The following is a 26,483-nucleotide window of genomic DNA, read 5'->3' as shown; positions in this document are numbered from 1 at the left end:
TCTCTGTCGCGTACCGCAAACCGTCCGAGGGGCAAGCCTACGGTCGCGGGGCGGAACGCACGCGGAATATTCGGCGGGCTCCGGCTCGCCGCGGAGCCGGTGGCCGGTGCTTTTACCGAAGACGGGGGCCCGATCCTCTGGCCCGTGCGGCATTCAGCGTGTTCCATGGTCATCGGGGGGCGCCCGGACCTGCGGCGGCCCGCGCGAGGGAGCGAGGTTGCCTTGGCCACCACCGTACGACGTGCCGTACTGACCCTGCCCGCGGCGGCGACGGGACCGGAGAACCCGTTGCCGGCGCTGCGGCCCCTCGACGAGATGCATGTCGTCGACGACCGCGACCGGGCCGATCTGCCCCGGGACATGGCCCGCCAGATCGGTCATGAGCCCCTTGCCACCGTGCTGCCCGTGGCCGTCCTCGACGGTTACGGACGCGAGCGCACCGCGACCGACCTCGATGTGATCGTGATCGAGAACGACCGGCTGCGCGCCACCGTGCTGCCCGGGTTCGGCGGCCGTATCCACTCGCTCTTCCACAAGCCCACGGGCCGGGACCTGGTCTACGTCAACCCCGTGCTCCAGCCCGCGGACTTCGCGCTCAACGGCGCCTGGTTCTCCGGCGGCATCGAGTGGAACATCGGCGCGACCGGCCACACCACCCTGTCCTGCGCCCCGGTGCACGCCGCCCTGGTCCCGGCGCCCGACGGCGGCGAGATGGTGCGGCTCTGGGAGTGGGAGAGGCTGCGCGACCTGCCGTTCCAGGTGGACCTGTGGCTGCCCGACGACTCCGACTTCCTCCATGTCGGCGTACGGATACGCAATCCGCACGAGCACCCCGCACCGGTCTACTGGTGGTCCAACATCGCCGTGGCGGAGGACGAGCGCACCCGGGTGGTGGCCCCGGCCGAGGAGGCCTGGCACTTCGGCTACGAGCGGACGCTGACCAGGGTCCCGGTCCCCGAGAGCGGCTCGGTCGACCGGACGTACCCGCTGCGCAGCGACTTCCCCGCCGACTACTTCTACGAGGTGCCCGACGGCGCCCGGCGCTGGATCGCCTCCCTCGACGAGAACGGCCACGGGCTCGTCCAGACCTCCACCGACCTGCTGCGCGGACGCAAGCTCTTCCTCTGGGGCAGTGGCCCCGGCGGCCGCCGCTGGCAGGAGTGGCTCACCGAGCCCGGCACCGCCGGCTACGCGGAGATCCAGGCCGGGCTCGCCCGTACCCAGCTGGAACACGTGCCGCTGGAGCCCGGCGGCGAGTTCAGCTGGCTGGAGTCGTACGGACCGCTGTCGGCGGACCCCGCAGCCGTGCACGGGGACGACTGGTCCGCGGCCCGCGCGGAGACCGAACAGCGGCTCGCCGCCGCCCTGCCGCGCGCCGATGTGGACGCCGCGTACGAGGCCTGGCGCCGCTGCGCCGACACCGAACCGGGCGAGAGCCTCGCCACCGGGTCAGGCTGGGGCGCGCTCGAAGTGCGGCGCGCCGGGTACAAGCTGCCCGGCACCCCCTTCGCCGCGTCCACGCTCGGCGAACAGCAGGCGCCCTGGCTGGAGCTGCTGGAGCAGGGGACCTTCCCCGAACCGCACCGGGTGGCGCCGCCCGGCCCCTCCCTGGTCTCCTCGCACTGGCGCGACATGCTGGAGACGGCCTCCGCCGAACCGCTCACCGAGTACCACCTGGGCATCGCCCAGTGGCACGCCGACGACCGGGCGCAGGCGGTCCGCAGCTGGGAACGCGGACTGGCCCTGGCGCCGTCCCGCTGGCCGCTGCTGCGCTGCCTCGCGGTCGCCGCCCAGGAGAGCGGGCAGGGGGAGCGGGCGGCCGACCACTACACGGAGGCGTTCGACGACCTGTGCGGCGAACGGGGCGACGACGGCGACACCTGGACGGCGGCCACCGCCGCCCTCGGCCGGGAGGCGATCGAGGCGCTGCTGACGGCCGGCCGGCCGGGACCGGCCCGCACCGTCTGGGACGGGCTGCTCCCGGAGATCCGCCACCGCGGCCGCTTCCGGCTGCTGGAGGCCAGACTGCTGATCGCGGAGGGCGACCGCGCGGCCGCCCGGACCCTGTTCGACGAAGGCTTCGAGGTCGCCGACCTGCGGGAGGGCGCGGAGATCCTGGACGAGGTGTGGGCCGAGCTGACGGGCGACGAGCCGCTGCCGGACGCCTACAACTATCGGATGCGCCCGCGGACCTGATTGACCGTTACAGGATGGGTGGAACTGCCTTCGTTCCACCCGTTCCTGACGGTTGCTCAGATCGCCGGGTTCCGGTCGACGTACTCGAAGACCGAACCGTCCGGGTGGACGGCGATCAGGTTGCGGCCGGCGGGCGTGTGGACGGGGCCGGCGATGACCCGGGCGCCCACCCGGGCCAGCGCGGCGTTGGCCTCCTCGACGTCCTTGACCGCGATCGTCGCCGTCACCTTGCGCAGGATCTCCAGCTCCGCCTCGGGGCCGCTCATCAGCAGGAAGCAGCTGATGGCGGCCACGGAGACCCCGCCGCGCTCGAAGCGCAGCGCCGAACTGCCCGTGAGGTTCTCGTAGAAGGCCACCGCGGCCTCCAGGTCGTCGACGCAGATACGCAGCGTGGTTCCCAGGATTTCCATGCGGAACAGCGTAGTTGGCCGGTCAGCGGTGTGTGATCGATTCGGCCGAGGGGGTCGCCCCCGGGTCGCCGGCCCCGGCCGGGGGCGGCGCGCTCACACCCGGCAGAGCACCTCGCCGTGCGGGACCATGAACCAGCCGTCGTCCTGTGCGCCCCAGGTGCGCCACGCCTCGGCGATCGCGGTCAGCTGCTCGGCCGACGCGTGCCCGCCGTCGACCGCCAGCTTCGCGTAGACCGAGCCGACGGTACGGTCCGCCCACAGACCGCTCCACCAGTCCCGGCTCTCCGGGGTGCCGAAACACCAGGCGGCGGCCGTCGGGGTGACGTCGGTGAAGCCGGCCTGCCGGGCCCAGGAGAGCAGCCGGCGGCCCGCGTCCGGCTCGCCGCCGTTGGCGCGGGCCACCCGGCCGTACAGCTCCTGCCAGGCATCCATGACCGGCACTTCGGGGAACCAGGTCATCGCCGCGTAGTCGCTGTCGCGGGCCGCGACGACGCCACCGGGCCGGCAGACGCGCCGCATCTCGCGCAGCGCCTGCACCGGGTCCCCGACATGCTGGAGTACCTGGTGGGCGTGGACCACGTCGAAGCTGTCGTCGGGGAAGTCCAGGGCGTGCACATCGGCGGTGGTGAACTCCAGGTTTTCCAGGCCGCGTTCCGCTGCCACCGCCGCTGCCTGGTCCAGGATCTCGCGGGTGGTGTCGACGGCGGTGACCCGGCCGGGGGCCACCAGCGCGGCGAGGTCCGCGGTGATGGTGCCGGGTCCGCAGCCCACGTCCAGAACGCTCATGCCGGAGCGCAGTTCACCGATGAGGTAGCCCGCGGAGTTGGCGGCGGTGCGCCAGCGGTGCGAGCGCAGCACCGACTCGTGGTGGCCGTGGGTGTAGACGGCGGTCTCCTTCGGCATGACCGTGGATCCTCTCTCGAAACGCGAACGACGAAGCGCTGATCGGTACGGCCACGGTACGCCCGGATGCCGAATAATGAGATGGCCATCTTGCGATGTGGGACGGGTGCGGTCGGTGCTGCGGGCATGGGAAAGGGCGGCCGACATGGCGTAGGCCGCCCTTCGTTCACCCGGTCCCGGTCGGTCTCATACCTGCATCGGGCAGTACACCGTCAGCGCCTCCGGCAGCTTGTCGATCATCAACTCGCGCTGGCTGTGCGCGACTTCACCGTCGTACGCATACGGTGTCCCGGGCTTCAGCCCGGAGATCCGCACCCGGTGACGGCGGACGGCGGCATGCATGGGGGAGCGGGTCAGTGGCCCGGCGACGGCAGCCGCCAGCAGCCGGAGCCCCGGCGTTCGCCCGCCGTGCACCACCCGTACGTCCAGCAGTCCGTCCGCGAGGTTGTGCCGACGGCCGGGCGCCGGGCCCACCCGCTGGAACAGGCCGTTGCCGACGAACAGCAGCCACAGCGGCCGCCGCCGCCCCTGGAGTTCGGCCTCAAGCGGACGCTCGCCGCGCAGCACATGGAACGCGGCCAGCACCCCGGCCGGCCAGCCGCCGATCCGGGGGGACCAGTGCTCGCGCGTCCGGACCAGCTCCGGGTAGACGCCCATGCTGAAGGCGTTGAGGAAGTAGCCGTGGGCGCCGCCGGGTCCGTCGGGGCCCGGCCGGAAGCGGCCCAGGTCCACCCGGACCGCATCGCCCGCGCCGATCGCGGCACAGGCGTCGGCCACGGTCTCGATGCCCAGGTCGTACGCGAAGTGGTTCAGCGTCCCGCCGGGGAACACGGCCAGCGGCAGTCCGTGCACGGAGGCCACCGCCGCCGCCTGGTTGACCGTGCCGTCACCGCCGCAGACACCCAGCGCCCGGCCCCGCCCCGCGGCCTTCTCCAGCTCGGCCGAGAGCTTCTCGGGGGGACACTCGACCACCTCGGCGTTGGGCAGGGCGTCCCGGACCAGCGCGGCCGTGGCCGTGGCCGTCCCGGACGCCTGGTTCACCACGACGACCAGGTCCTGGCCGTCGGGCAACGAGGGGGCGTGGGCGGGCGGTCTGCCCGGTGCGGGCAACTGCCCCCGGGTCGGTACGACGCCGCGCAGGGCGAACGCGGCTCCTATGCCCAGCGCCGCACCGGCCAGTACATCGCTCGGATAGTGGACGCCGGTGTAGATGCGGGAGGCGGCCACGGACAGCGCGACGGGCGCGACGACCGCTCCCCAGCCCTTCGACTCCAGGGCCACCCCGGTGGCGAAGGCGGCGGCCGACGCGGCGTGCCCGGACGGGAACGACGTGGTGATCGGCTGGCGCTTGAGCTGTCGTATCACCGGCACGGCGTCCAGTATCGGCCGCTCCCTGCGGACCGCGCCCTTGCCGATCGTGTTGATCGCGGCCGAGGCCACCGCCAGCGAGGCGATCCCGCGCACCGCGGCCCGCCGGGCCCTGGCGCTGCCGCCGAACGCGGCCATGCCCGCCGCGGCGCCGGCCCACAGCAGCCCGTGGTTGGCGCTGCGGCTGAGCCGGGGCAGCACGGGTGCGGCGGCAGGCCAGTGCCGCCGGGCCAGGTCCTGGAACACGGCGAGATCGCATCGGTGCAGCAGGCTCCGCAGTCCGGCGGAGCTCGGCAGGTGTGAAGGGTTGCTCGGTGACGACATGGGACACCGAATACCCTGCCCGACCGCCCCGAATCAATAAGCGCGCCCGGACGGCACGGTCCGGGCATCGCGCCGGACGGCTCCACCCACTCCTCACTCCATGACATAACGGGAGAATCACTGCTCAAACGCACGTGGTCCGGGTGCCGGACGTCACTTCGTCATTGCCCGGACAAGCGCGCCGCCCTTAGCCTGTGTTCGTGATGCCGGTCACTGGCCGGAATGCCGAACGCGAGAAGGTGGTGCACGACCATGGGGCGACTTGTCCCAGCGGTGACCAGGGCGCTGGACGTACTCGAACTCTTCCTCGACGGCGACGGTACGCTCTCCGCGCCCGAGGTCACCCGCAAGCTCCAGCTCCCCCGCACCACCGTCCACGAGCTGCTCACCACGCTGGCCGCCCGCTCCTACCTGGTCACCACCCCCGACCAGCCCGGCCGCTACCGCCTCGGCGTCCGCACCTACCAGCTCGGCAGCCGGTACGCCGAGCAGCTCGACCTCGCCGCCGAGGGCCGGCAGGTGGCCCAGCAGGTCGCCGAGACGTGCGGGGAGACCGTCCACGTGGCGATCCTGGAGGAGGCCGACGTCATCTACATCGCCAAGGTGGACTCCACCCACGCGGTCCGGATGGTCTCTGCGGCCGGCCGCAGGCTGCCCGCCCACTGCACGTCCGTCGGCAAGATGCTGCTCGCCGCCCTGCCCGACCGGGAACTCGACGCCCGCCTCGACGGCGTCGAACTCACCGGCATGACCCCGGACAGCATCACCGATGAAGGGGAACTGCGCACCGCGCTCGCCGCTGTCCGGGAGCGGGGCATAGCCGTGGAGCACCGGGAGTCCAACCCCGACGTGAGCTGCGTGGCCGCGCCCGTACGGGACCGGACCGGCCGGGTCGTCGCGGCGCTCTCCATCTCCGTCCCGATGATCCGCTGGAGCGACGAGCGCGAAGAGGAGCTGGCCTCCCTCGCCGCGGACGGCGCGGAGGCACTCTCCGGCCGGCTCGGACACCACCGGGGGCGGAAGTGAGCCGCCCGCGCCCCGACATCGCCGTCCGCGAGCACGCCGCCCTCGGCGAGGGCCCGACCTGGGACCCGGCCACCGGCCGGCTGATCTGGGTCGACATCCTCTCCGCCCGGATCCACACCTACGACCCGGCCACCGGCCGGCGTACGGTCATGGCCACCGAACAGCACGTCGGAGCGGCCAAGCCGCGGGCGGGCGGCGGCCTGGTCGTCAATCTGCGCGACGGCATCGGGCTGTACGACGCGGACGGCGCCTTCCGCTGGCTGGTCCACGACGCCGAACCGGGACGGCGCGGCAACGACGCGGCGGTGGCGCCGGACGGGTCGCTGTGGGCGGGCACCATGCGCTACGACGACGGGGAGGCGGGCGGAAGCCTCACCCGCGTCGCACCCGACGGCACGGCGACCCGGGTGCTGCCCCTGGTGGCGTGCAGCAACGGCACCGGGTGGAGCCCGGACGGCCGGCTGATGTACTACGTCGACACGCCGACCCGCCGGATCGATGTCTTCGACGTGGACGGTGAACAGATCCTCAACCGCCGCCCGTTCGCCACCGTGGAGGAGGGAGCCGGCTTCCCCGACGGGCTGACGGTGGACGCGGAGGGGGCTGTCTGGGTCGCCCTGTGGGACGGGGCCGCGCTGCGCCGCTACACGGCGGACGGCGCGCTGGAGCGCACCGTCGAACTGCCGGTACGGCGGCCGACGTCCTGTGCCTTCGGTGGCCGGGAGCTGCGCGACCTGTACATCTCCACGGCCCGCGCGGGCCTCGACGCCCCGCACCCGCTCTCCGGTTCACTGCTGGTCCTGCCGGACGCGGGCCAGGGAGTGCCCGGCACGGCCTTCGCGGGCTGAGCGTCCCGGACCGCCGGGCGGGTCCTGACACGGAACCGCCCGGCCACGGCTCACGGCGTCGGGAAGCGGCGCAGCGTACCGGGCAGCCGGGAGCCCAGCGGCGACATGTTCCCGTCGGCGCCGTGCCGGGCCAGCAGGTCCAGGACGAGCCGGCCGCGCCGGACCCGCTCGCGGGCCGTGTCCAGTGCGGCATCGCGCAGATGGGCGCCGTACGGGTAGATGCCGGGGGCCCTGGACAGCCCGAACTTCAGGTAGAGCGGGGCGCCGCGCCGGATCAGCTCGGCCGCCTCGTACATCCGCACATAGCCGCCGAGGTCGTCCGGAGCCTCGATGTACAGATCCATCGGGGCCGCCGACACCCGCCGGATCTCGGTGAAGTGAGCGAGCGTCAGATCGGACGGGATGTTGACCGAGTCCGCGCCGAGCTGCTCGTGGACGGCGTAGGAGGCCGGGTTCACCGGACCGATCAGGGCCGACACCTTGAACGTCGTGTCGGCGGGCAACACCCCCTGGGCGCGCAGTCGGTGCAGGGTCCAGAGCACCCCTTCGTCGGCCACGAGCAGGCACTTCACGCCCAGCTCCGCTGCCCGCAGGGCGTCCTCGACGCAGCCGGCCAGGGCGTCGTGGCCGCGGGCGCGCGGCCCGGCCCCGCCCGAGTCGGTGCGGAACGAGGCCCCGGTGTCCCAGCTGCCGCGCGGACCGGTGAACAGGCAGAGCTCGATGCCGCGTTCGGCGCAGCCCTCGGCCATCTCGACGATCTCGGCGTCGCCGAGCATCCAGACCCCGCTGCCCTGGCTGATCCGGTGGACGGGGACGTCGAGCCGCGCGCTCTCCTTCAGTACGACGGAGAGCGCCTCCGGCCCCTCCACCGACGGGATCTCGGTCCGCCAGGTGCCGCCGTCGGGGAAGGTGTGCGGGGAGGCGTCGGCCGGGTCAGCGGCCGGGGCGCCGAGCCCGAGCGCGGTGAGCGCGGGCTCGCCCGGACGCCGGACGCCGGGGCGGGATCCGGGCGGGGCGGGGGAAGCGGGGGTCATGAGCGGCCTTTCGTGTTCGGTGGGTCGGACGAGGTTCGGGTAATGGGGGACGCGGGGGCCGGCCGCCCGCCGGGGATCACACGACAGCCCTCAGGGACGCATCAGCACCTTGCCCGTCCCCGGGGCGCCGCCCCCGACCAGCGCCACGGCGTCCGCGAACCGCTCCAGCGGGAACTCGTGGGTGATCAGCGCGGCCGGATCGAGCAGCCCCGCGGTGAACGCCCGTACCGCGTAGGACCAGGCCGCCGAGGAGGCGCCGAACACGCTGCGCACGGTGAGCTGGCTCAGCGACAGGTGCACCGGGTCGATGCCGGTGGCCCCGGGGGCGAACATCCCGGTGAGCACCACCCGGCCACCGCGCCGCGCGAGGAGGCAGGCGTCCGCGGCGGTGGTCGGGGCCCCCGCCGTCTCCACGACCAGGTCGTAGCGGCCCCGCGTCTCCGCGGCCTCCTCGGGGCTCAGGGCCTCGCTCGCCCCGAACGCCGTTGCCCGGCCCGCCCGTTCGTCCCTCGGGTCGATCACCGTCAGCTCACCGGGCGACACCGCCGCCAGCAGCTGCACCGCGAGCAGCCCGAGCGTGCCGGCGCCCACCACCGCGATCCGTTCGCCCGGTTCCGGGGTGCCCGCCCGCACCGCCGCCGCGACCACGGCGGCGGGCTCCAGCAGCGCGGCCGCGCGCAGGTCGGCGTCGTCGGCCAGTGGGTGCAGCAGCCGTGCGGGCACCACGACATGGTCGGCGAACGCCCCGGGCCGGGTGAACCCCGTCTCGTCGTACCCCGCCGCGCACAGCGAGGTCTCTCCGGCACGGCACCGCTCGCAGCCGCCGCAGGAGCGGAACCCCTCGGCGACCGTACCGCGGCCGGCCAGGGCCGGGTCGACGCCCGCGCCCACGGCCTCGACCACCCCGGACCACTCGTGTCCCGGCACCACCGGGTAGCGCACGTAGCGGGGGTCGCGACGACCGTCGTAGACCTCCCGGTCGCTCATGCAGATCCCGGCCGCGGCGACCCGTACCCGTACCTCGCCCCGGCCGGGCTCCGGAACCGGGCCGTCGGTCAGCCGGTGCTCGCCCGGCCGGTCGACCGTGATCGCCCGCGAGCGGGCGGGGTCGCCGCTCACTTGGGCCGCCTCTTCTCCCAGCCTTCGGCCCAGAGGTCGAACCGCGCCCGCTGCTGCGGGAATTCGGCGGCCGCGTCCACATCGAGCTCCACCCCGAGGCCCGGGGCGTCGGAGAGTGCGAAGCAGCCGGTCGCGGGGTCGACCTGCGGGGCGCCCCGCACGACCTGTTTGATGTCGGCGTCGGCGAAGTCATTGAAGTGCTCAAGGATCTTGAAGTTGGGGGTGCAGCCCGCGACCTGGAGGCTGGCCGCCGTCAGCACCGAGCCGCCCACGTTGTGCGGGGCGATCAGCGTGTAGTGGGTCTCGGCGGTCGCCGCGAGCTTCCGCGTCTCCAGGATGCCGCCGATGTGGCCGACGTCCGGCTGGATGATGTCGGCGGCCTGCGACTCGAACAGCTCACGGAACTCGGCGCGGTCGTGGATGCGCTCACCCGTGGCGATCGGCACGTCGACCCGGCCGGCCACCTTGGCGAGCGCCTTCAGGTTCTCCGGCGGTACCGGCTCCTCCAGCCAGGCCGGCCGGAACGGCGCCGTCTCGTGCGCGATCCGCACCGCCGTCGAGGGACTGAACCGGCCGTGCATCTCCAGCATCAGCTCGGTGTCGGGGCCGATCGCGTCCCGGACCGCCTCGATCAGCGACACCGCGTACCGGGTCTCCTCCTGGCCCAGCTCGAAGTGGCCGGTGCCGAACGGGTCGATCTTCAGCGCCCGGTAGCCACGCGCGAGGACCGCGGACGCCGCCGCGTGGTACGCCTCCGGGGTGCGTTCCGTGGTGTACCAGCCGTTGGCGTACGCCTTGACCCGGTCGGTGACCCTTCCGCCGAGCAGCTGCCAGACCGGGACGCCGAGCGCCTTGCCCTTGATGTCCCAGCAGGCCATCTCGACGACCGCGATGCCCGACATCACGATCTCGCCGGCCCGTCCGTAGTCGCCGTACTTCATCCGGCGTACCAGGTCCTCCACGGCGAACGGGTCCGAACCGGCGATGTGGTTGGCCTCCGCCTCGCGCAGATAGCCGATCAGCGCATCGGTGCGGCCGAGCCTCCGCGTCTCGCCCACGCCGGTGAGCCCCTCATCGGTGTGCACCTGCACATAGGTGAGGTTGCGCCAGGGCGTTCCGACCACGTGTGTACTGATTCCGGTGATGCGCAAGGAAGTTGCCCCTCGACGTGTTCGGTATCTCGTCACTCGTTCGAAATCCTGGCGCGACCGTAATGACGCGGCGGGGCGGGTGTCAATGGGGCCGTCACGGCCGGTCCGGTTCCCGGCCCGCCGGGCGCCCCGCGCCATTCCCTCGTATAAAGGGGCGGACACGGCCCGGTCGACGGCCGGGTGACCGAGCGGCGGCGAAGGAGGCCCGGATGGGCCGGGAGCGGACCGGGCGTCAGGGGCGCGGGCGGGCCGGGCGCGGCGCACCCGCAGTCCGGGAGGACCGCGGGCCCGTACGGTATGGACCGCCCGCACCCGGCCCCGGCCTGCCGGTCCTGCCCGAACTGGCCCAGGTGCTGGCGGCGGCGGCCGGCAGCGGCCTGCCCGAGCCCGCCGGCGGTTCGGCGGACCTGCGCGAGGCGGCCCGCGCCTACTGGGACCGGCGCGGACTGCGCGGCGGCCCCGAACGCATCGCCGCCGCGCCGGGCACCTCCGCGCTGCTGCTCGCCCTGATCGCCGCGCACGGCGGCGATGTGCTGATGCCGCGCCCCTGCCCCGCCGCCTGGATCCCGCAGGCCCGGCTGCTGGGCAGACCCGCCTACCACGTGCCGACGCCCGCCGAGTGCGGCGGCGTGCCCGACCCGTACGCGCTGCTGGAGACCGTGCGCAGGGTGCGGGCCGAGGGCGGCCGGCCCAGGCTGCTGCTGATCTCCGTCGTCGACGACCCCACCGCCACCGTCGCCCCGCCGGAGCTCGTGCGCGAGGCCTGCGAGGCAGCCGTCGCCGAGGGGCTGCACATCGTCAGCGACGAGACCTGGCGCGACACCCTGCACCGGCCGCACGACACGGTGCTGCTGAGCCCGGCCGAGATGTGCCCCGACGACGTGACGGTGATCTCCGACCTGGCCGGTGCGCTGACCCCGTCCGCCTGGCCGGTCGCGGTCGCCCGCTTCCCGGACACCGACCGGGCAGCGGTCCGGCACGCCCGTACCCTCGACATCCTCACCGCGCTCGGCGCCTTCGTCGCCGGACCGGTGGCGGCGGCCGCCGCGCACGCGCTGCGCGAACCCGACGCCGTCACGGAGCGGGTCCGCCGGGCCGCCGCGATGCAGGCCCTGATCGCCGCAGCCGCCCACCGGGCGGTACTCGCCACGGGCGCACTGGCCCGGCCCCCGCAGGCCGGCCGCCACCTGTACGCGGATCTCGGCCCGCTCAGGTCCCGGCTCGCGGCCCGCGGCGTCACGGACTCGCTGGAGCTGGAGGAGTACCTCACGGAGCGGCTCGGCGCACCCGTCCCCGGCGGCCACCGGTTCGGCGACGAACTCGGGGCCCTGCGGGTGAGGCTGGGCACCGGTCCGCTGCTCGGATCGACCCCGGAACAGCAGCGGGAGTCCCTCACCGCGGCGGAGCCCCTCGAACTGCCCCATGTCGCGGCAGCCCTGAGCACCTTCCGGGCGGCGCTCGACGAACTCCGCTGACGTGCCCCGGCCGATCCGCCGGGGCGACGGTCCGGCCACCCGTCAGTGGCTGAACCGCGCCCGCAGCCGGCGCCACAACGCGGGCGCCCCGCTGATCAGCAGCGTCAGACCGACCGCCGCCACCACGCCCTGCCACGGCTCGGGGAACAGCGAGCCGCCCAGGATGCCGATCAGCTGGTACGTGGCGGCCCACGCCAGACAGGCCGGCACATCCCCGCGGGCGAACCGCCGCATCGGCACCCGGCCCAGCAGACACGCCAGCATCACCGGGATCCGCCCGGCCGGCACCAGCCGGGACAGCACCAGCACCATCGCACCGTGCTCGTCCAGCTTCTGCTGCGCCTGCGCCAGCCGCTCCGGCGCGGCCCGCTCGCTGATCACCCGCAGCCACTTGGAACCGTTCCTCGACCGCACCCCGCGCTGACCCAGCCAGTACAGGCAGATGTCCCCGAGGAACGCGGCCGCAGAGGCGACCGCGAAGACGAACAGCAGTGCGAACGGTGACGACTGGTGGAACGCCACCACCGCCGCCGAGCTGACCAGCGCACCCGTCGGCACCACCGGCACCAGGGCACCCAGCGCCACCAGCAGGAACAGCGACGGATAGCCCACCGCCTGCTGCGTCGACTCCGCGGGCAGCCGGCTCACGACCTCGTGTATCACCCGTCGGCCTCCGGCCGGACGTGTTCGCCGTGCTCCAGCCGGTGCACCGCCACCTGCGGCGCCAGCAGCGCCGCCTGGCGGACGAACTCGTCACCCGGCGAATGGAACTCGTGCGGCCGGACCCCGTCCATCCCGATCGGCCAGTACGTCCCGTAGTGCACCGGCACGGCCGAGCGCGGCGACAGCCGGGCCAGCGCCACGGCGGCGCGCCCCGCGTCGAGATGGCTGTGGCCCAGATACGGCCCCCAGCCGCCGACCGGCAGCAGCGCCACGTCCACCGGGCCGACCGCCCGCGCCATGTCGTCGAACAGGCCGGTGTCACCGGCGAAGTAGGTGCGCGACGCACCCTCGACGACGTACCCCAGCGCGGGGGAGCGGTGCGGGCCCACCGGCAGGCGCCGCCCGTCGTGCAGCGCCGGAACCGCCCGGATCCGCACCTCACCGACCCGCACCTCGTCACCGGCCGCCACCTCGGTGATCCGCAGCCCGCGCACCTTGCGCAGCAGCCGCAGCCCGGGGACCGCACGGACCGCCCCCAGCGGCACGATCAGCCGGCCGCCCGGGGCGATGCGGGCCAGCGACGGCAGATGCAGATGGTCGGAGTGCAGATGCGAGATGAGGACGACATCGGCGACAGCGGCCGCCGGGCCGGGCAGCTCACCGCGCCGGCGGCGCAGATGCGCGATGCGCCGTACGAAGAGGGGGTCGGTCAGGACCCGGACCCCGGAGTCCTCGATCGTGCAGGTGGCATGACCCCACCAGGTGACTTCCACCGGCACGCGCCGCCTCCTGTTCCCCGGACCCGCCTTCGAGCCTACGGGCAGTCGTCGAGCTCAGTCCGTGAGGCCCAGCGTTCCCGCCGCCTGGATGGCGAGCCAGACCTCGGCCAGCGCCCCCGTCGACCCCAGGTCCCGGTCCGCCAGCGTACCGAAGCGCCGCAGCCGGTACGCCAGGGTGTTCGGGTGGATATGGAGGGCGGCCGCCGCCGTCTCCGTACGGCGGTCGCGCTCCATCCAGGTGCGGACCGAGACCAGCAGCTGCGAGTCATGGGCGGCGTCGTAGCGCAGCACCTCACCGAGCACGTGCTCGACCAGCGCCGTCAGCACCGCCGGATCGTCGGGCAGCCAGCGGCCCGTCGAGTCGTCGCCGTAGCGGACCACGGGCCGGCCGGACTCGACGGCCTTCGACACCGCCCAGAGCGCCTCCCGCTGCGCCACCCGCAGGGCCGCGCCCGGCAGGAACGGGCGGCTCATCCCGGCCGCCACGTCGGGCAGCCCGCCGACCTCCGCGGCCAGCTCCCCGGAGCCCAGCACATAACGGTCCTCGCCCCAGGTCAGCAGCAGATGCGGCTGGTCCTGGAGGCAGCGCAGCAGCGCCTCGTCCGTGGCGCCGCGCACCACGATCAGCACCGTGTCGCCCTCGATCGCGTGCCGCGCCAGCCTGCGCCGCGCCGTCTCGGGGTCGAGCACCTCCTGCAACAGCTCGGCGAGCGTCTCCGCGCCCTCGCGCCGCAGCGTCTCGCGCTCGGTGCGCACCATCGCGACCCGCAGCGCCGCCACCGTGGCGATGTGCTGGACGACGGCGAGCCCCGCGGGCTGGGCGCCCTCCCGCTCGTACGCCACCAGGAAGCCCGCCGGACCGCCCGGCGCCGGCACCGGCAGCACGAAACCGCCCGGAACGGTCGGCGGCGCGTCCGCCGAGGCGGGCAGCACCCCCGGATCCGGCACCGGCACCCCGGGCAGCAGCGGGCGCCCCTGCGGAGTGCAGAGATAGACGTCGTACCCCGACAGCCGCTCCAGGCGGCGCAGCAGCGTCGGGGTGTCCAGATCCTCGGCGACCAGCCAGCGCAGCGAACCGAACACCTGCAACTGGGCGCCCAGCCGGTGCCGGGCGTCCTCCTGCACCGAGGCGGCCACCTCCTGGGACACGGCGATGAAGGGCACCGCGAGCGGCACCTCCAGCACCGGGAAGCCACGCTCCTCCGCCGCCCGGAAGAACGCGTCGTGCAGCGGCGGCATGTGCAGCTGCGCCGAGAGCGCCAGCCCGGAGACCCCGGCGTCGTCCAGCCGCTCCAGATAGGCACGCTGCCCGGCGGCGGTACGGGGCACCGCGAGACCCGTCGTCATGATCACCTCGGCGCCGAGCAGCCACGGTGTCGGATCGGCGAGCTCGCTCGCGTGGGCCCAGGAGACGGACCGGCCCAGACCGCCGCTGCCGGCCCGGACAGTGAGCTGGAGCGCCGGGAACGAGAGCAGATCCTCAACCGTCAATTTGTTGGTGGCCACAGAAAGCAGGGTATCCCTCTGTGACTTTCACAATTGCCCACCGTGGCCGGGCCCCACACACTGAGGGGCCAGTCCCGCGTATGAACAGCACGAACAGCAGGTGGAGCGTCCGTGACTACCTCGATCACCGAAGTCGAGACCAATGGAGTGGAGCGGATCCCCGACGCGGACCGCACCGCCCGGCCCGTCGACCTCTTCCGGCTCGCCTTCGGCGGCGCCAACACCTTCGCGACCTGTGTACTGGGCGCCTTCCCGATCCTGTTCGGCCTCTCCTTCTGGCAGGGCCTCACCGCGACCGTCCTCGGCCTCGTCGCCGGGGCGCTGCTGCTCGCCCCCATGGCGCTGTTCGGCCCGCGCAACGGCACCAACAACGCGGTCTCCTCCTCCGCCCACCTCGGCGTGCACGGCAGGGTCGTCGGCTCGTTCCTCTCGCTGCTCACCGCGGTCGCGTTCTTCTCGATCTCGGTCTGGTCGTCGGGTGACGCGCTCGTCGGCGGCGCGCACCGGCTCGTGGACCTCCCCGAGTCCGACATCTCGTACGGGGTCGCCTACGCGATCTTCGCCGGGCTCGTCCTGGTGGTCTGCGTCTACGGCTTCCGCTTCATGCTGCTGGTCAACAAGATCGCGGTGGTGGCGGCCTCTGCCCTGTTCGTCCTCGGCGCCTTCGCCTTCGCCGGGGACTTCGACGCCGGGTACGCGGGCTCCTTCGCCTCCACCTCCGACCCGCTGTTCTGGCCGTCGTTCGTCGGCGCCGCGCTGATCGTGCTGTCCAACCCCGTCTCGTTCGGCGCCTTCCTCGGCGACTGGTCGCGCTACATCCCGGCCGACACCCCGCGCCGTCGGGTGATGGGCGCGGCGTTCCTCGCCCAGATCGCCACGCTGCTGCCGTTCGTCTTCGGCCTCGCCACCGCGTCGATCATCGCCACGAAGGCCGCGAAGTACGTCGACCCGGCCGCCCCCAACTACGTCGGCGGACTGCTCGCCATCTCGCCCGGCTGGTACTTCCTGCCGCTCTGCCTGATCGCCCTGATCGGCGGCCTCTCCACCGGCACGACCGCGCTGTACGGCACCGGGCTCGACGTCTCCAGCGTGTTCACCCGCTTCAGCCGGGTGCAGTCCACGTTCTTCATCGGCGCCCTGTCGATCGCCTTCATCTTCGTCGGCCGGTTCGCACTCAACCTCGCGCAGTCCATCTCCACGTTCGCGACCCTGATCATCACCTGCACCGCCCCGTGGATGATCGTGATGGCCCTGGGCTACGTCACCCGGCGCGGCTGGTACGACACCGACGCGCTCCAGGTCTTCAACCGCAGGCAGACCGGCGGCCGCTACTGGTTCAACCACGGCTGGAACTGGCGCGGCCTGGCCACCTGGCTGCTCTCCGCCTCGGTGGCGCTCCTCTTCACCAACCTGCCCGGCCAGTTCGTCGGCCCGCTCGGCGACCTCGCGAACGGCACGGACATCTCGCTGCCGGTCGGCCTGGCCCTCGCGGCGGTGCTCTACCTCGGCCTGCTGACGGTGTTCCCCGAACCGCGTGCGGTGTACGGGCCGGACGGGCCCCGCTTCGTGCGGGCCTCGGACACCCCGGTCCCGCCGATCACCAGCGCCGACGAGGAGCCCGCCCCCGAACCGGCCGCGGCGCTCTGACCCCGCCTCTTCTCCCTCCGCCCCCGTATCCAGGAGCCGTCCATGAGCACGCCCGTCCGGGACACCGAGCAGATCCGCGCCGCCGCCGACGCGCTCGTCGCCGCCTTCGCCGAGGGCCGCCTCGACGACTACTTCGGCGCCTTCGCCCCCGACGCGACCTTCGTCTTCCACTCCACCCCGCAGCGGCTCGGCTCCACCGCCGAGTACCGCGCGCTCTGGCAGGAGTGGGTGGACCAGGACGACTTCCGGGTCCTGGGCTGCGTCTCGACCGGACAGCTCATCCAGCACTTCGGCTCCACCGCCGTCTTCAGCCACGACGTGGAGACCACGATCTCCACCAAGGACGGCCGGGAGACGGTCCACGAGCGCGAGACGATCGTCTTCGCCCGCGCCGACGACGGCGGCTGGCCCGCCGTCCACGAGCACCTGTCCGCCCGCACGGCCGGCTGACCCGCGCGGCACCGCCGCCCGCCTCCCGGCCCGCACCGCCGCCCGACCACGAGAGAAACCGGTTTACCCCGTATGCCCCTCACGTTCCGCAACTTCATCGACGGTGTCCCCGCGGACGCCTCGGACGGCCGCACACTCGATGTCGTGGACCCGGCGACCGGCGAGGTCTACGCGACCTCCCCGCTCTCCGGAGCGGCCGACGTCGACGCGGCGATGGCCGCCGCCGCTGCCGCCTTCCCCGTCTGGCGCGACACCACCCCCGCCGTGCGCCAGCTGGCCCTCCTGCGGATCGCGGACGCCATGGAGGCGCGGGCCGACGAGCTGGTGTCCGCGGAGAGCCGGGACACCGGCAAGCCGCTGCACCTCACCCGCAGCGAGGAACTGGCTCCCGCCATCGACCAGGTCCGCTTCTTCGCCGGTGCCGCCCGGCTGCTGGAGGGCCGTTCGGCCGGCGAGTACATGGACGGCATGACGTCGATCATCCGCCGCGAGCCGGTCGGTGTCTGCGCCCAGGTCGCCCCGTGGAACTACCCCCTCCTGATGGCCGTCTGGAAGTTCGCCCCGGCGCTCGCCGCGGGCAACGCGGTGGTCCTCAAGCCCTCCGACACCACTCCCGCGTCGACCGCCCTGATCGCGGAGATCATCGGCGGGGTCCTGGAGTCGCTGGAGCTGCCGCGCGGGATCTTCAACGTGGTCTGCGGCGACCGCGAGACCGGCCGGCTGATGGTCGAGCACCCGACCCCGGCGATGGCCTCCATCACCGGTTCGGTACGGGCCGGCATCCAGGTCGCCCGGAGCGCGGCCATCGACGTCAAGCGGGTCCACCTGGAGCTCGGCGGCAAGGCGCCCGCCGTCGTCTTCGAGGACGCGGACCTGGCGAAGGCGGTCGAGGACCTGATCGTCGGCGGCTTCTTCAACGCCGGGCAGGACTGCACCGCCGCCACCCGGATCCTGGTCCACGAGTCCGTCCACGACGCGTTCGTCACCGCGCTGGCCAAGGCGGCGGCCGACACGAGGACCGGCCTGCCGGACGACGAGGACGTGCTCTACGGCCCCCTCAACAACGCCAACCAGCTCGCACAGGTCAGCGGCTTCGTCGAACGGCTCCCCGAGCACGCCAAGGTCGAGGCGGGCGGCCACCGGGTCGGCGACAAGGGCTACTTCTACGCCCCCACCGTCGTCTCCGGCCTCCAGCAGGACGACGAGATCATCCAGAACGAGGTCTTCGGGCCCGTGATGACCGTCCAGTCGTTCACGGACGAGGCCCAGGCCGTCGCGTACGCCAACGGAGTCGACTACGCCCTGGCCTCCTCGGTATGGACCAGGGACCACGCCCGCGCCATGCGGATGTCGAAGAACCTCGACTTCGGCTGTGTGTGGATCAACACCCACATGGCCCTGGTCGCCGAGATGCCGCACGGCGGATTCAAGAAGTCCGGCTACGGCAAGGACCTCTCCGCCTACGGCTTCGAGGACTACACCCGCATCAAGCACGTCATGACCTCGCTCGACGGCTGACCCCCACCGGCAGGTGCGCCCTCCGCCCGGCGGCCGGGCGCACCTGCTTCCGTGCGCCCCCTCCCGTCCTGACATGCGCCTTCTTGTACGGGAACCGGGGGCGTAGGGTCGGACGACACGACCTGACACTGGGGGAACGGCCATGGGGGACGTACGGGTGGCGGCCATCGCCAGTCTCACGCCGCTGGAGGAACTCGACAGCGACCCGTTCCTCGTGGACACCCGCAGCCAGCACGACATGTGCGCCCGCTGGGCCGCCGACAAGGGCTACGTCGTCACCCGGCAGCTGCGCCTGTACGGACTGCGCCCCGACCACCAGGCGCTCTGGGCCGATGTCGAGGGCGGGGAGGTCGAACTCTTCGTCGCGCCCAACGACCGGGTGCTCGCACGGGCCGTCGCGTCGGTGCCGCGCTTCACCGAGGAGTGCGAGCGGCGCGGCGTACGCCTGGAGATCGCCGGCCTCGACGAGCCGCTCTACAGCTCCCGCACCAAAGCCGGCGTGCACCGCAGGCTCTCCATGCCGACCGCCGGTTACGACGGCTGCTGACCGCCCGGCCGGAGCTCCCCGGCGCGGCCCGCCGTCCCGCTGTGAAAAACTGGCGCAGGGTCCGGAACGGCGGGCCCGGACGTGAGGTGGCAGCGGCGTGGGTGACGGGCGATGGCGAACAGCCGGCAGCGCCCTGATGCGAGTGATCGTGGTGTGGGCGGTCTCGACGCTCACCATGCTTGTGCTCGCCGGGATTCTGCCGGCCTTCCAGCTCCAGTCGGACGACGGCGACAGCATCACCAAGACCGCGTTCACCGCGGCCTGGGGCGCGGGCGCGTTCGGTCTGCTCTCCGCACTGGTCTGGCCGGTGCTGGTACGGGCGCTGCTCATCGTGCCGGCCCTGGTCCTCGGGATGCTGGTCTTCTTCCTCAACGGCTCGCTGCTGCTGATAGCGCTGCGGCTCATACCGGACGGGCGCGGCGCGGCCGACCCGCAGATGGCGGTCGTCGTCGCGGCCGTGATGTCCGCCGTGGCCTCCGCGACCTCCACCGCGCTCGCCGTCCGTGACGACAACGCCTACCGCCGCCGGCTGTCGCGCCTCGCGGACCGGCGGCGCCGCCGCAGCGGCAGGGGCGGCGACGCGGACGGGGGCTCGCCCGGCACGGTCTTCATCCAGCTCGACGGGGTCGGCCACGACGTCCTCGCGCAGGCCGCCGCCGACGGCCTGATGCCGACCGTCGCGCACTGGCTGGCCGACGGGGCCGGCCACCGGCTCACCCCGTGGCGCACCGACTGGTCCAGCCAGACCGGCGCCAGCCAGCTCGGCATCCTGCACGGCACCAACTTCGACGTCCCCGCCTTCCGCTGGTACGAGAAGGAGACCGGCGACGTCATGGTCTCCAGCAGACCGGCGAGCGCCCTCGAAATGCAGCGCAGGGCCGTCGCGCGCACCCACGACGGCGGACTGCTCACCCTCGACGGGGCCGGCCGCGGCAACCTCTTCAGCGGCGGCGCCCACCAGCTCGCGCTCGTCCTGTCGATGGCCGCCAGACGCGGCAAGGGACGCCGCTCCCGGGCCGGGTACTTCGCCTACTTCTCCGACCCGGCCAACGCCGTCCGCACCGCGCTGTCCTTCGTCGCCGAGGTCGGCAGGGAGATCGGCCAGTCGACCCGGGCCCGTATCCGCAAGGAGACGCCCCGGATCAAGCGCGGCGGCCTCTACCCCTTCATCCGGGCCTTCGCGACCGTCGTCGAACGCGATGTGGTGGTCGCCGCCGTCATGGGGGACATGTTCGCCGGGCGGACCGCGGTCTACGCCGACCTGGTCGCCTACGACGAGGTGGCCCACCACTCCGGGCCGCGGAGCCGGGACGCGGAGAAGGTCCTCGCCCGGCTGGACCGCTCACTCGCCCTGATCGTCAAGGTCGCGGAGCACACCCCGCGCACGTACCGGATCGTGCTCCTGTCCGACCACGGCCAGAGCCCGGGGGAGACCTTCGCGGGGGTGTACGGACTGACGCTGAAGGACCTGGTGCGGGCGGGCAGCGGACTGCCGGTGCCCCGCCGGGCGCAGCGCACCCGCAGCGGTTCCGAGGCGCGTGACGCGGTACGGATCGCGCTCCACCGGCCGGTCGACGGGGACCGGCAGGAGAACCTGGCGAACCCCTCGGACCCGGTCGTTCTCGCCTCCGGCAACCTCGGCCTGATCTCCTTCCCCGACATCGCGGGACGCGCCTCCATGGAGCAGCTCGACCGCCGCCACCCCGCGCTGCTCAGCACGCTCGCCAACCACCCCGGCATCGGCTTCCTGCTGGTGCGCAGCGAGACCCACGGATCGGTGGTGCTGGGGCACGGCGGCACCCGGATCCCGGTGGCGGAACTGCGGGACGGACACGGACCGCTGGCCCCCTTCGGCGCGGGCGCGGCGGCCGCGGTCCGGCGCACCGACACCTTCCCGCACGTCGCCGACGTGATGGTCAACTCGATGCACGACCCGGAAACGGGCACCGTGCACGCCTTCGAGGAGCAGATCGGTTCGCACGGCGGTCTGGGCGGCGAACAGTCCCGGCCCTTCCTGCTCTGGCCGCGCGGGATGACGGACCCGCTCGACGCGGCAGCCGCGGCGGGGGAGGAGCCGCCGGCCGAGCTGGTCGGCGCGGAGACCGTGCACCTGGTCCTGAGACGCTGGCTGAACGACGTCTCCGGTCCGCAGGTGCCCGTAGGACAGCGGGACAGGGCGGACGGCGCCGACGCGGGCACCGGCGCGCGGGGCTGACCGCCCCCGGCAGCGGTGGCGGCGTCAGGCCGACTGCCGCCGCACCAGCGTCGGATGGAAGATCACCGACGGCACCGGCTCACCGGGCCTGCCGATCTGCTTCAGCAGCAGCCGGGCCATCTCCGCGGACATCTCCTCCACCGGCTGCCGGACCGTCGTCAGCGGCGGATCGCAGGCCGTGGCCGCGCTGCTGTCGTCGAACCCGACGAGGGCGACGTCCTCGGGGATCTCCTTGCCGGCCCGCAGCAGCACCGGAAGCGCGCCCAGCGCCATCAGGTCGGAGGCGATGAACACCGCGTCCAGATCCGGCCGCTCACCGAGCAGCCGCTTCATCGCCGCCGCGCCGCCCGCATGGGTGAAGTCGCCCTCCGCGGTCGCCACGTCGCCGATACCGTGCACCGCGAGCGCGTCCAGGAAACCCGACAGCCGCGCCTGACCGGCCGGCATGTCCTGCGGGCCGGACACCGTGCCGATCCGGCGGCGGCCCAGCGACGCCAGGTGGTCGGCGGCCAGCTGCGCACCCGCCCGCTGGTCGGCCTCGACATAGGTGAGCGGGGTGGGCCGGCGGGGCTCTCCCGCGAGCACGGCGGGCAGCCGGGTGTCGTGCAGCAGCCCCGGCAGCGGATCGTCCGCGTGCGAGGAGATCAGCACCACGCCGTCGACATGGCCGTGGCGCAGGTACGACAGCAACTGGTCGCGGGAAGGCCGGTCGTCGGCCAGCATCAGCACCAGCTGGATGCCGGCCGGGCGCAGTACTTCGAGGAGCCCGCTGACCACCCGCCCGAAGTACGGATCGGAGAACATCCGGCCGACGAACGGCTCGGAGACCGGGCGCCGTTCCTGCTCCGAGACGACGAGCGCGACCGAGTCGGTGCGCCGGGTCACCAGCGAACGGGCGGCGCGGTTGGGCACGTACCCGGTGGCGTTCACGGCCTCCTCGACCATCCGGCGCAGCGCCGGGTCCACGGTCGTCGCACCGTTGATCACCCGGGAGACCGTGGCCCGGGACACTCCCGCCACACCGGCCACGTCCTCCAAGGTGGCGGGGCGGGCGGGCAGCGGTGCGTCGGCAGTCATGCAGCCTTTATACCGGGGGGTACGACCGGTCCGGAAACGAGTACGGAGCCCCGGGGCCGCGCGGGGCGGGGCGTCAGCCGGCGCTCCCCGACGGGTCCGTGAGCAGGCCGAGTTCGGCGAGTTCGGCCTTGCGCGCCGTCACCAGGGCCGTGGCGAGCCGCTTGGCGTCGGGCCGGGTCCCGGACTCCGTCTCGGAGCGCGACACCTGGGCGGACTGGCGCAGATGGTCACGGATCCGGGCCGTGAGGAGGTGGTCGAACGCACGGCCCTCGACGGCGCGGGCCTGTTCGAGGACGCGCTCCGTCACCATCCCCGGCATGTCGTGCCCCTCGTGCACATTGGTGTCCGGCAGCCCCATCCGGGCCAGCAGCGGGCGCAGCCGGTCGAGTTCGCCGGTCTGCGCGGTACGGAGTCCGGCCGCCCAGCGCCGCACCCGCGGATCGCCGGCGCGTTGCCCGGCGAGCGACAGCAGCGCCACGGCCTGCTCGTTCATCGGGGTCATCAGCTGGGCCCAGGCGGCATCGGTCGGATCGGCCGGGGCCGGGGCCGCGGTGGTGGGGGGTGCGGCAGACGCCGAGGGGGCCGGTGCGGCAGGGCGCTCCGTGTCCGCCGGGGCCGCGCACCCGGCCAGGAGGAGGAGCAGGGAGAGCGCTGCGGTGCTGCGGGCCGCCTTCATGACGAGATCCTCGGGGGAAGGCCCGCCCGGGGCGCGGGGCCCCGGACAGGCGTCGGACGGACAACGGCCGCTCTCCGGTGGGCAGTGGCCGGTCAGGGGGTGCCGTCGGCCCCGCACTTCACGATGGCGTTGATGCAGTCGCGGACCCGCTGGGCCATCTCGGCCTCGGGCCACACGTTGAAGAAGTCACCGTGCATGGTGTAGCCGGGACCTGACGCCAGACGGAATCGGGCCGGATCGCCGTTGACCGGGTAACGGAGCACCTGACGGAGCTTGGGCACCGGGACCGGGTGGGTCGACGGGCACGCGCCGTTGACCGGATACGCCATGTGGCTCTTGTGGTCGGCGGAGTCGAGATCCCTGCCGTTCCAGCACTGCGGGAAGTCCAGGTACGACTCCAGCATCGCGTCCGCCGGGCAGTTCACGAAGTCGTGCGACGGGTTGACCTCGCCGTGGTGAAGGCAGGACCAGCGCGAGATCGTGTTGTCGTCGGGACCGGTCGCCTTCGCGTTCCCCGCGACGATGCGCAGCCCGCGGGGGAAGGGCTGGATCCGCTGGATGACGTCGTCCCGGACTCCTTCGCCCAGGTAGTAGAACGTGGTGCCGGTGGGTTCGACCTCCTTGTCGCCGTCGTACAGGGTCGGCACCCAGTACGACGACAGGTCCGTGTCCGGTGAGCAGCTGCTCCTTGCCTTCTCCAGCGAGGCCAGGTCGGAGTTGCCGTTCGTCGAGTCGTTGCCGAAGAAGCTGTGCATGTGCGAGGCGCCGGGCAGGCCCGGGAAGACGATCGGGTCGTCGGGTGCCCGGTGGGTGTACGGGCACTCGGCGAGGAATTCGGCCACCCGGACGACGTCCGCGGCGGCCCGGGGGGCCGTTGAGGCGTTCGTGCCCGCGTCCGGCGCGGCGGACGCGTTGCCGGTGGTGGACTGGAGGAAGGACAGGGCGAGCGCGGCGGCGACGAGTCCCGCGATGCGGTACCGCCGGGGCGGCAGGGGTCTGCGGTGGCCTTGTTCGCCGGTGCGTCGATGACGGAAGAAGAGCACGGCACTCCTGTTCGGAGGAAGTGGGGGTTCCTTGATCGTGCGAGAGAGCGCTCTCTCGTAGGAACGTAAAAGGGTGTCCCGGGCATGTCAATAGAGTGCGCAGGGGTGCAACTTGCTGCTGTTTGAAGCTAGTTGAGGTGCCTCTTGATCGGGAGAGCGCTCTCTCGTGTGCGGTTTGCACGGAAGCCGTCACATACGGGGGCGGGCGGCGGTCCGAGGGGGTTCGCGGGGCGGCGGACGTACCCGCTGCCGGGGCGTTGTCAGTGGTGGGCGGCAGGATGGAGGGCATGACGAACTCAGCTGTTGTGCTCGCCGATACCGCTGCCTACGCCGTCGCGGTCGAAGAGGCGTCGCAGGCCGCCGCCGCGTACTACGCCACGGGCGAGAGCACGCTCGACGACGACGCGTACGACCGGCTGGCGCGCGGGATCGCCGCGTACGAACAGGCGCACCCGCAGGAGGTGCTGGCCGACTCGCCGACCGGCAAGGTGGCGGGCGGCGCGGCCGTCGGCGATGTGCCGCACACCGTGCCGATGCTCTCCCTGGACAACGTCTTCTCGGCGGAGCAGTTCGTCACCTGGACCGCGTCGCTGGAGCGCCGGATAGGCAGGCCGGTCGAGGCCTGGAGCGTCGAACCGAAGCTCGACGGGCTGGCGGTCGCGGCCCGTTACCGCGAGGGCCGGCTGGAGCAGCTGATCACCCGGGGCGACGGCACGGCGGGCGAGGACGTCTCGCACGCGATCGGCACCGTCGTCGGGCTTCCCGGGCAGCTCGCCGAGCCGGTCACGATCGAGATGCGCGGTGAGATCCTGATGACGACCGAGCAGTTCGAGCAGGCCAATACGGTCCGCACCGAACACGGCGGCGCTCCCTTCGCCAACGCGCGCAACGGCGCGGCGGGCACCCTGCGTGCCAAGGACCGCCCCTACACCGTGGAGATGACGTTCTTCGCGTACGGCGCCCTGCCGCTGCCCGGCTCCGGCGAGCTGGCCGGCACGCTGGCCGAGCTGCCCCACAGCGAGGTCCTCGCTCAGGCGGCGGAGCTCGGCGTGCACACCGCGGCGGGCACGGACGTGGCGCCGCGCACCGTCACCACGGTCGAGGACGTCCAGCTGCGGGTCGAGGAGATCGCGGCGCTGCGCGCCTCGCTGCCCTTCGGGATCGACGGCATCGTGATCAAGGCCGACCTCGCCGCCGACCAGCACGACGCCGGCTCCGGCACCCGCGCACCGCGCTGGGCCATCGCTTACAAGCTGCCGGCCGTCGAGAAGGTCACCCGGCTCCTCGATGTCGAGTGGAACGTGGGCCGGACCGGCATCATCGCGCCGCGTGCGGTGCTGGAGCCGGTCGAGATCGACGGATCGACCGTCGGGTACGCCACCCTGCACAACCCGGCCGACATCACCCGCCGTGATCTGCGGCTGGGCGACCACGTGATGGTCTACAAGGCGGGCGACATCATCCCCCGCATCGAGGCCCCCGTCGCCCATCTGCGGACCGGCGAGGAGCAGCCGGTCGTCTTCCCCGAGGCCTGCCCGCAGTGCGGCTCCGAGATCGACACGAGCGAGCAGCGCTGGCGCTGCGTCCGCGGCCGGAACTGCCGCCTCGTCGCCTCCGTCTCGTACGCGGCGGGGCGCGACCAGCTCGACATCGAGGGCCTCGGCGCGACCCGGGTCGTCCAGCTCGTCGATGCCGGTCTGGTCGCCGACTTCGCCGATCTGTTCGCGCTGGAGCGCGAACAACTGCTCGGACTGGAGCGGATGGGCGACACCAGTACCGACAATCTGCTGGCCGCGATCGACGCGGCACGCACCCAGCCGCTCTCGCGGGTGTTCTGCGCTCTGGGGGTGCGCGGCACCGGACGCTCCATGTCGCGCCGGATCGCCCGGTACTTCGCGGAGATGGACCGCATCAGGGCCGCCGACGCCGAGACGCTCCAGCTCGTCGACGGCATCGGCAAGGAGAAGGCCGCGGGGGTCGTCGCTGAGCTGGTGGAACTGGCCCCGCTGATCGAGAAGCTGGTCGCCGCCGGGGTCAACATGACGGAGCCGGGCGCGACCCCGCCCCCGGAGCCGGGCGAGGAGGGTGACGTGGACGGCGAGAGTGCGGACGGGCGGCCGCTGGCCGGGATGACCGTGGTGGTCACCGGGGCCATGACGGGCGCGCTGGAGAAGCTCTCGCGCAATGAGACGAACGAGCTGATCGAGCGGGCGGGCGGCAAGGCCTCCTCCAGCGTCTCCAAGCGCACCACGCTGCTGGTCGCCGGCGAGAAGGCCGGGTCCAAGCGCACCAAGGCGGAGGACCTGGGCATCCGGATCGCCGCTCCCGAGGAGTTCGCCGAGCTGGTCGAGGAGTTCCTGCCGTCGCAGGAGTGAGGCCCATCCCTTGGATTTTGCGTGGGAGTGGCTTTCTTTGCCTACCTATTGCATAGTGAGGGCTCGGTCATGCCTCGCTATCAGCGGGTCAATGGGTGTGTGCACGGCTGCGACAGCAGACCGGGGGTGAGGG

22 protein-coding genes are annotated in these 26,483 nt (G+C 73.1%); 10 read left to right on the top strand and 12 right to left on the bottom strand.

Going from position 1 to position 26,483, the window contains the following annotated elements:
- Positions 1 to 222 precede the first annotated feature (222 nt).
- Positions 223 to 2,196, top strand: coding sequence for a DUF5107 domain-containing protein (locus tag ACIO3R_RS13530; protein WP_385027122.1), 1,974 nt, complete (start codon positions 223 to 225; stop codon positions 2,194 to 2,196).
- Positions 2,197 to 2,252: 56 nt separating this feature from the next.
- Here ACIO3R_RS13530 and ACIO3R_RS13525 read toward each other — a convergent pair whose 3' ends face one another.
- The 3 genes from ACIO3R_RS13525 to ACIO3R_RS13515 form a co-directional block, all read right to left on the bottom strand.
- A complete protein-coding gene (locus ACIO3R_RS13525; RefSeq protein ID WP_402105622.1) occupies positions 2,253 to 2,606 on the bottom strand; it encodes a VOC family protein in 354 nt (117 codons plus the stop codon).
- A 93-nt stretch (positions 2,607 to 2,699) separates the two neighbouring features.
- A complete protein-coding gene (locus ACIO3R_RS13520) occupies positions 2,700 to 3,509 on the bottom strand; it encodes a methyltransferase domain-containing protein (protein ID WP_402105620.1) in 810 nt (269 codons plus the stop codon).
- A gap of 186 nt (positions 3,510 to 3,695) precedes the next feature.
- Positions 3,696 to 5,201, bottom strand: coding sequence for a bifunctional phosphatase PAP2/diacylglycerol kinase family protein (locus ACIO3R_RS13515; protein ID WP_385027113.1), 1,506 nt, complete (start codon positions 5,199 to 5,201; stop codon positions 3,696 to 3,698).
- Positions 5,202 to 5,453: 252 nt separating this feature from the next.
- Here ACIO3R_RS13515 and ACIO3R_RS13510 point away from each other — a divergent pair, with 252 nt between their 5' ends.
- Positions 5,454 to 6,227, top strand: coding sequence for an IclR family transcriptional regulator (locus ACIO3R_RS13510; protein WP_402105618.1), 774 nt, complete (start codon positions 5,454 to 5,456; stop codon positions 6,225 to 6,227).
- Positions 6,224 to 7,075, top strand: coding sequence for an SMP-30/gluconolactonase/LRE family protein (locus ACIO3R_RS13505; protein ID WP_402105617.1), 852 nt, complete (start codon positions 6,224 to 6,226; stop codon positions 7,073 to 7,075). The genes ACIO3R_RS13510 and ACIO3R_RS13505 overlap by 4 nt, the downstream gene beginning before the upstream one ends.
- 50 nt (positions 7,076 to 7,125) lie before the next feature.
- On the opposite strand, the gene ACIO3R_RS13500 is transcribed toward ACIO3R_RS13505, so the two are convergent.
- From ACIO3R_RS13500 to ACIO3R_RS13490, 3 genes are all read right to left on the bottom strand, one after another.
- A complete protein-coding gene (locus ACIO3R_RS13500) occupies positions 7,126 to 8,109 on the bottom strand; it encodes a hypothetical protein (protein ID WP_402105615.1) in 984 nt (327 codons plus the stop codon).
- 90 nt (positions 8,110 to 8,199) lie between these two features.
- Positions 8,200 to 9,228: a zinc-binding dehydrogenase gene (locus ACIO3R_RS13495; RefSeq protein WP_385027101.1), complete on the bottom strand. Its 1,029-nt coding sequence runs from the start codon at positions 9,226 to 9,228 to the stop codon at positions 8,200 to 8,202.
- A complete protein-coding gene (locus ACIO3R_RS13490; protein ID WP_402105613.1) occupies positions 9,225 to 10,379 on the bottom strand; it encodes a mandelate racemase/muconate lactonizing enzyme family protein in 1,155 nt (384 codons plus the stop codon). Before ACIO3R_RS13490 ends, ACIO3R_RS13495 begins: the two co-directional genes overlap by 4 nt.
- A 209-nt stretch (positions 10,380 to 10,588) precedes the next feature.
- Here ACIO3R_RS13490 and ACIO3R_RS13485 point away from each other — a divergent pair, with 209 nt between their 5' ends.
- The gene (locus ACIO3R_RS13485; RefSeq protein ID WP_385027095.1) at positions 10,589 to 11,854 is read left to right on the top strand and encodes an aminotransferase class I/II-fold pyridoxal phosphate-dependent enzyme; all 1,266 of its coding nucleotides are present in this window, start codon (positions 10,589 to 10,591) and stop codon (positions 11,852 to 11,854) included.
- A gap of 42 nt (positions 11,855 to 11,896) precedes the next feature.
- Here ACIO3R_RS13485 and ACIO3R_RS13480 read toward each other — a convergent pair whose 3' ends face one another.
- Genes ACIO3R_RS13480 through ACIO3R_RS13470 form a run of 3 tightly spaced genes read right to left on the bottom strand, consistent with a single transcriptional unit; the run spans position 11,897 to position 14,802 of the window.
- On the bottom strand, positions 11,897 to 12,517 hold the full coding sequence (locus ACIO3R_RS13480; RefSeq protein WP_385027092.1) for a DedA family protein: 621 nt from the start codon (positions 12,515 to 12,517) through the stop codon (positions 11,897 to 11,899).
- Positions 12,514 to 13,296: an MBL fold metallo-hydrolase gene (locus ACIO3R_RS13475; protein WP_385027089.1), complete on the bottom strand. Its 783-nt coding sequence runs from the start codon at positions 13,294 to 13,296 to the stop codon at positions 12,514 to 12,516. Before ACIO3R_RS13475 ends, ACIO3R_RS13480 begins: the two co-directional genes overlap by 4 nt.
- Positions 13,297 to 13,350: 54 nt before the next feature.
- Entirely contained in the window at positions 13,351 to 14,802 is a 1,452-nt protein-coding gene (locus tag ACIO3R_RS13470) for a PucR family transcriptional regulator (protein ID WP_402105610.1), read from the bottom strand.
- A gap of 111 nt (positions 14,803 to 14,913) precedes the next feature.
- On the opposite strand from ACIO3R_RS13470, the gene ACIO3R_RS13465 reads away from it, so the two are divergent.
- The 5 genes from ACIO3R_RS13465 to ACIO3R_RS13445 all read left to right on the top strand — a co-directional run bounded on the left by ACIO3R_RS13465 (position 14,914) and on the right by ACIO3R_RS13445 (position 21,179).
- Complete coding sequence (locus ACIO3R_RS13465) at positions 14,914 to 16,449, top strand: purine-cytosine permease family protein (protein WP_402105609.1); 1,536 nt, start codon at positions 14,914 to 14,916, stop codon at positions 16,447 to 16,449.
- 42 nt (positions 16,450 to 16,491) lie between these two features.
- On the top strand, positions 16,492 to 16,899 hold the full coding sequence (locus ACIO3R_RS13460; protein ID WP_385027082.1) for a YybH family protein: 408 nt from the start codon (positions 16,492 to 16,494) through the stop codon (positions 16,897 to 16,899).
- Between the two features lie 72 nt (positions 16,900 to 16,971).
- Complete coding sequence (locus ACIO3R_RS13455) at positions 16,972 to 18,417, top strand: gamma-aminobutyraldehyde dehydrogenase (RefSeq protein WP_402105607.1); 1,446 nt, start codon at positions 16,972 to 16,974, stop codon at positions 18,415 to 18,417.
- Positions 18,418 to 18,559: 142 nt separating this feature from the next.
- Entirely contained in the window at positions 18,560 to 18,964 is a 405-nt protein-coding gene (locus ACIO3R_RS13450; RefSeq protein WP_123464126.1) for a hypothetical protein, read from the top strand.
- Positions 18,965 to 19,061: 97 nt separating this feature from the next.
- Positions 19,062 to 21,179, top strand: a complete 2,118-nt coding sequence (locus tag ACIO3R_RS13445; RefSeq protein ID WP_402105605.1) for a phage holin family protein — start codon at positions 19,062 to 19,064, stop codon at positions 21,177 to 21,179.
- 24 nt (positions 21,180 to 21,203) lie between these two features.
- On the opposite strand, the gene ACIO3R_RS13440 is transcribed toward ACIO3R_RS13445, so the two are convergent.
- The 3 genes from ACIO3R_RS13440 to ACIO3R_RS13430 all read right to left on the bottom strand — a co-directional run bounded on the left by ACIO3R_RS13440 (position 21,204) and on the right by ACIO3R_RS13430 (position 23,975).
- Positions 21,204 to 22,256, bottom strand: a complete 1,053-nt coding sequence (locus tag ACIO3R_RS13440; protein ID WP_402105604.1) for a LacI family DNA-binding transcriptional regulator — start codon at positions 22,254 to 22,256, stop codon at positions 21,204 to 21,206.
- Between the two features lie 73 nt (positions 22,257 to 22,329).
- The gene (locus tag ACIO3R_RS13435; RefSeq protein WP_385348649.1) at positions 22,330 to 22,932 is read right to left on the bottom strand and encodes a DUF305 domain-containing protein; all 603 of its coding nucleotides are present in this window, start codon (positions 22,930 to 22,932) and stop codon (positions 22,330 to 22,332) included.
- Positions 22,933 to 23,024: 92 nt separating this feature from the next.
- A complete protein-coding gene (locus tag ACIO3R_RS13430) occupies positions 23,025 to 23,975 on the bottom strand; it encodes a DUF1996 domain-containing protein (protein WP_385027067.1) in 951 nt (316 codons plus the stop codon).
- A gap of 278 nt (positions 23,976 to 24,253) precedes the next feature.
- Here ACIO3R_RS13430 and ligA point away from each other — a divergent pair, with 278 nt between their 5' ends.
- Positions 24,254 to 26,350 (top strand): NAD-dependent DNA ligase LigA, encoded by a 2,097-nt coding sequence (gene ligA / locus ACIO3R_RS13425; protein ID WP_402105602.1) that lies wholly within the window; start codon positions 24,254 to 24,256, stop codon positions 26,348 to 26,350.
- Positions 26,351 to 26,483 lie beyond the last annotated feature (133 nt).

It is taken from the genome of Streptomyces sp. NPDC087428, from assembly GCF_044744085.1.
GTDB lineage: Bacteria > Actinomycetota > Actinomycetes > Streptomycetales > Streptomycetaceae > Streptomyces.
The sequence above is the reverse complement of the archived record's forward strand: the minus strand, read 5'-3'. Positions and strand labels throughout refer to the sequence as shown.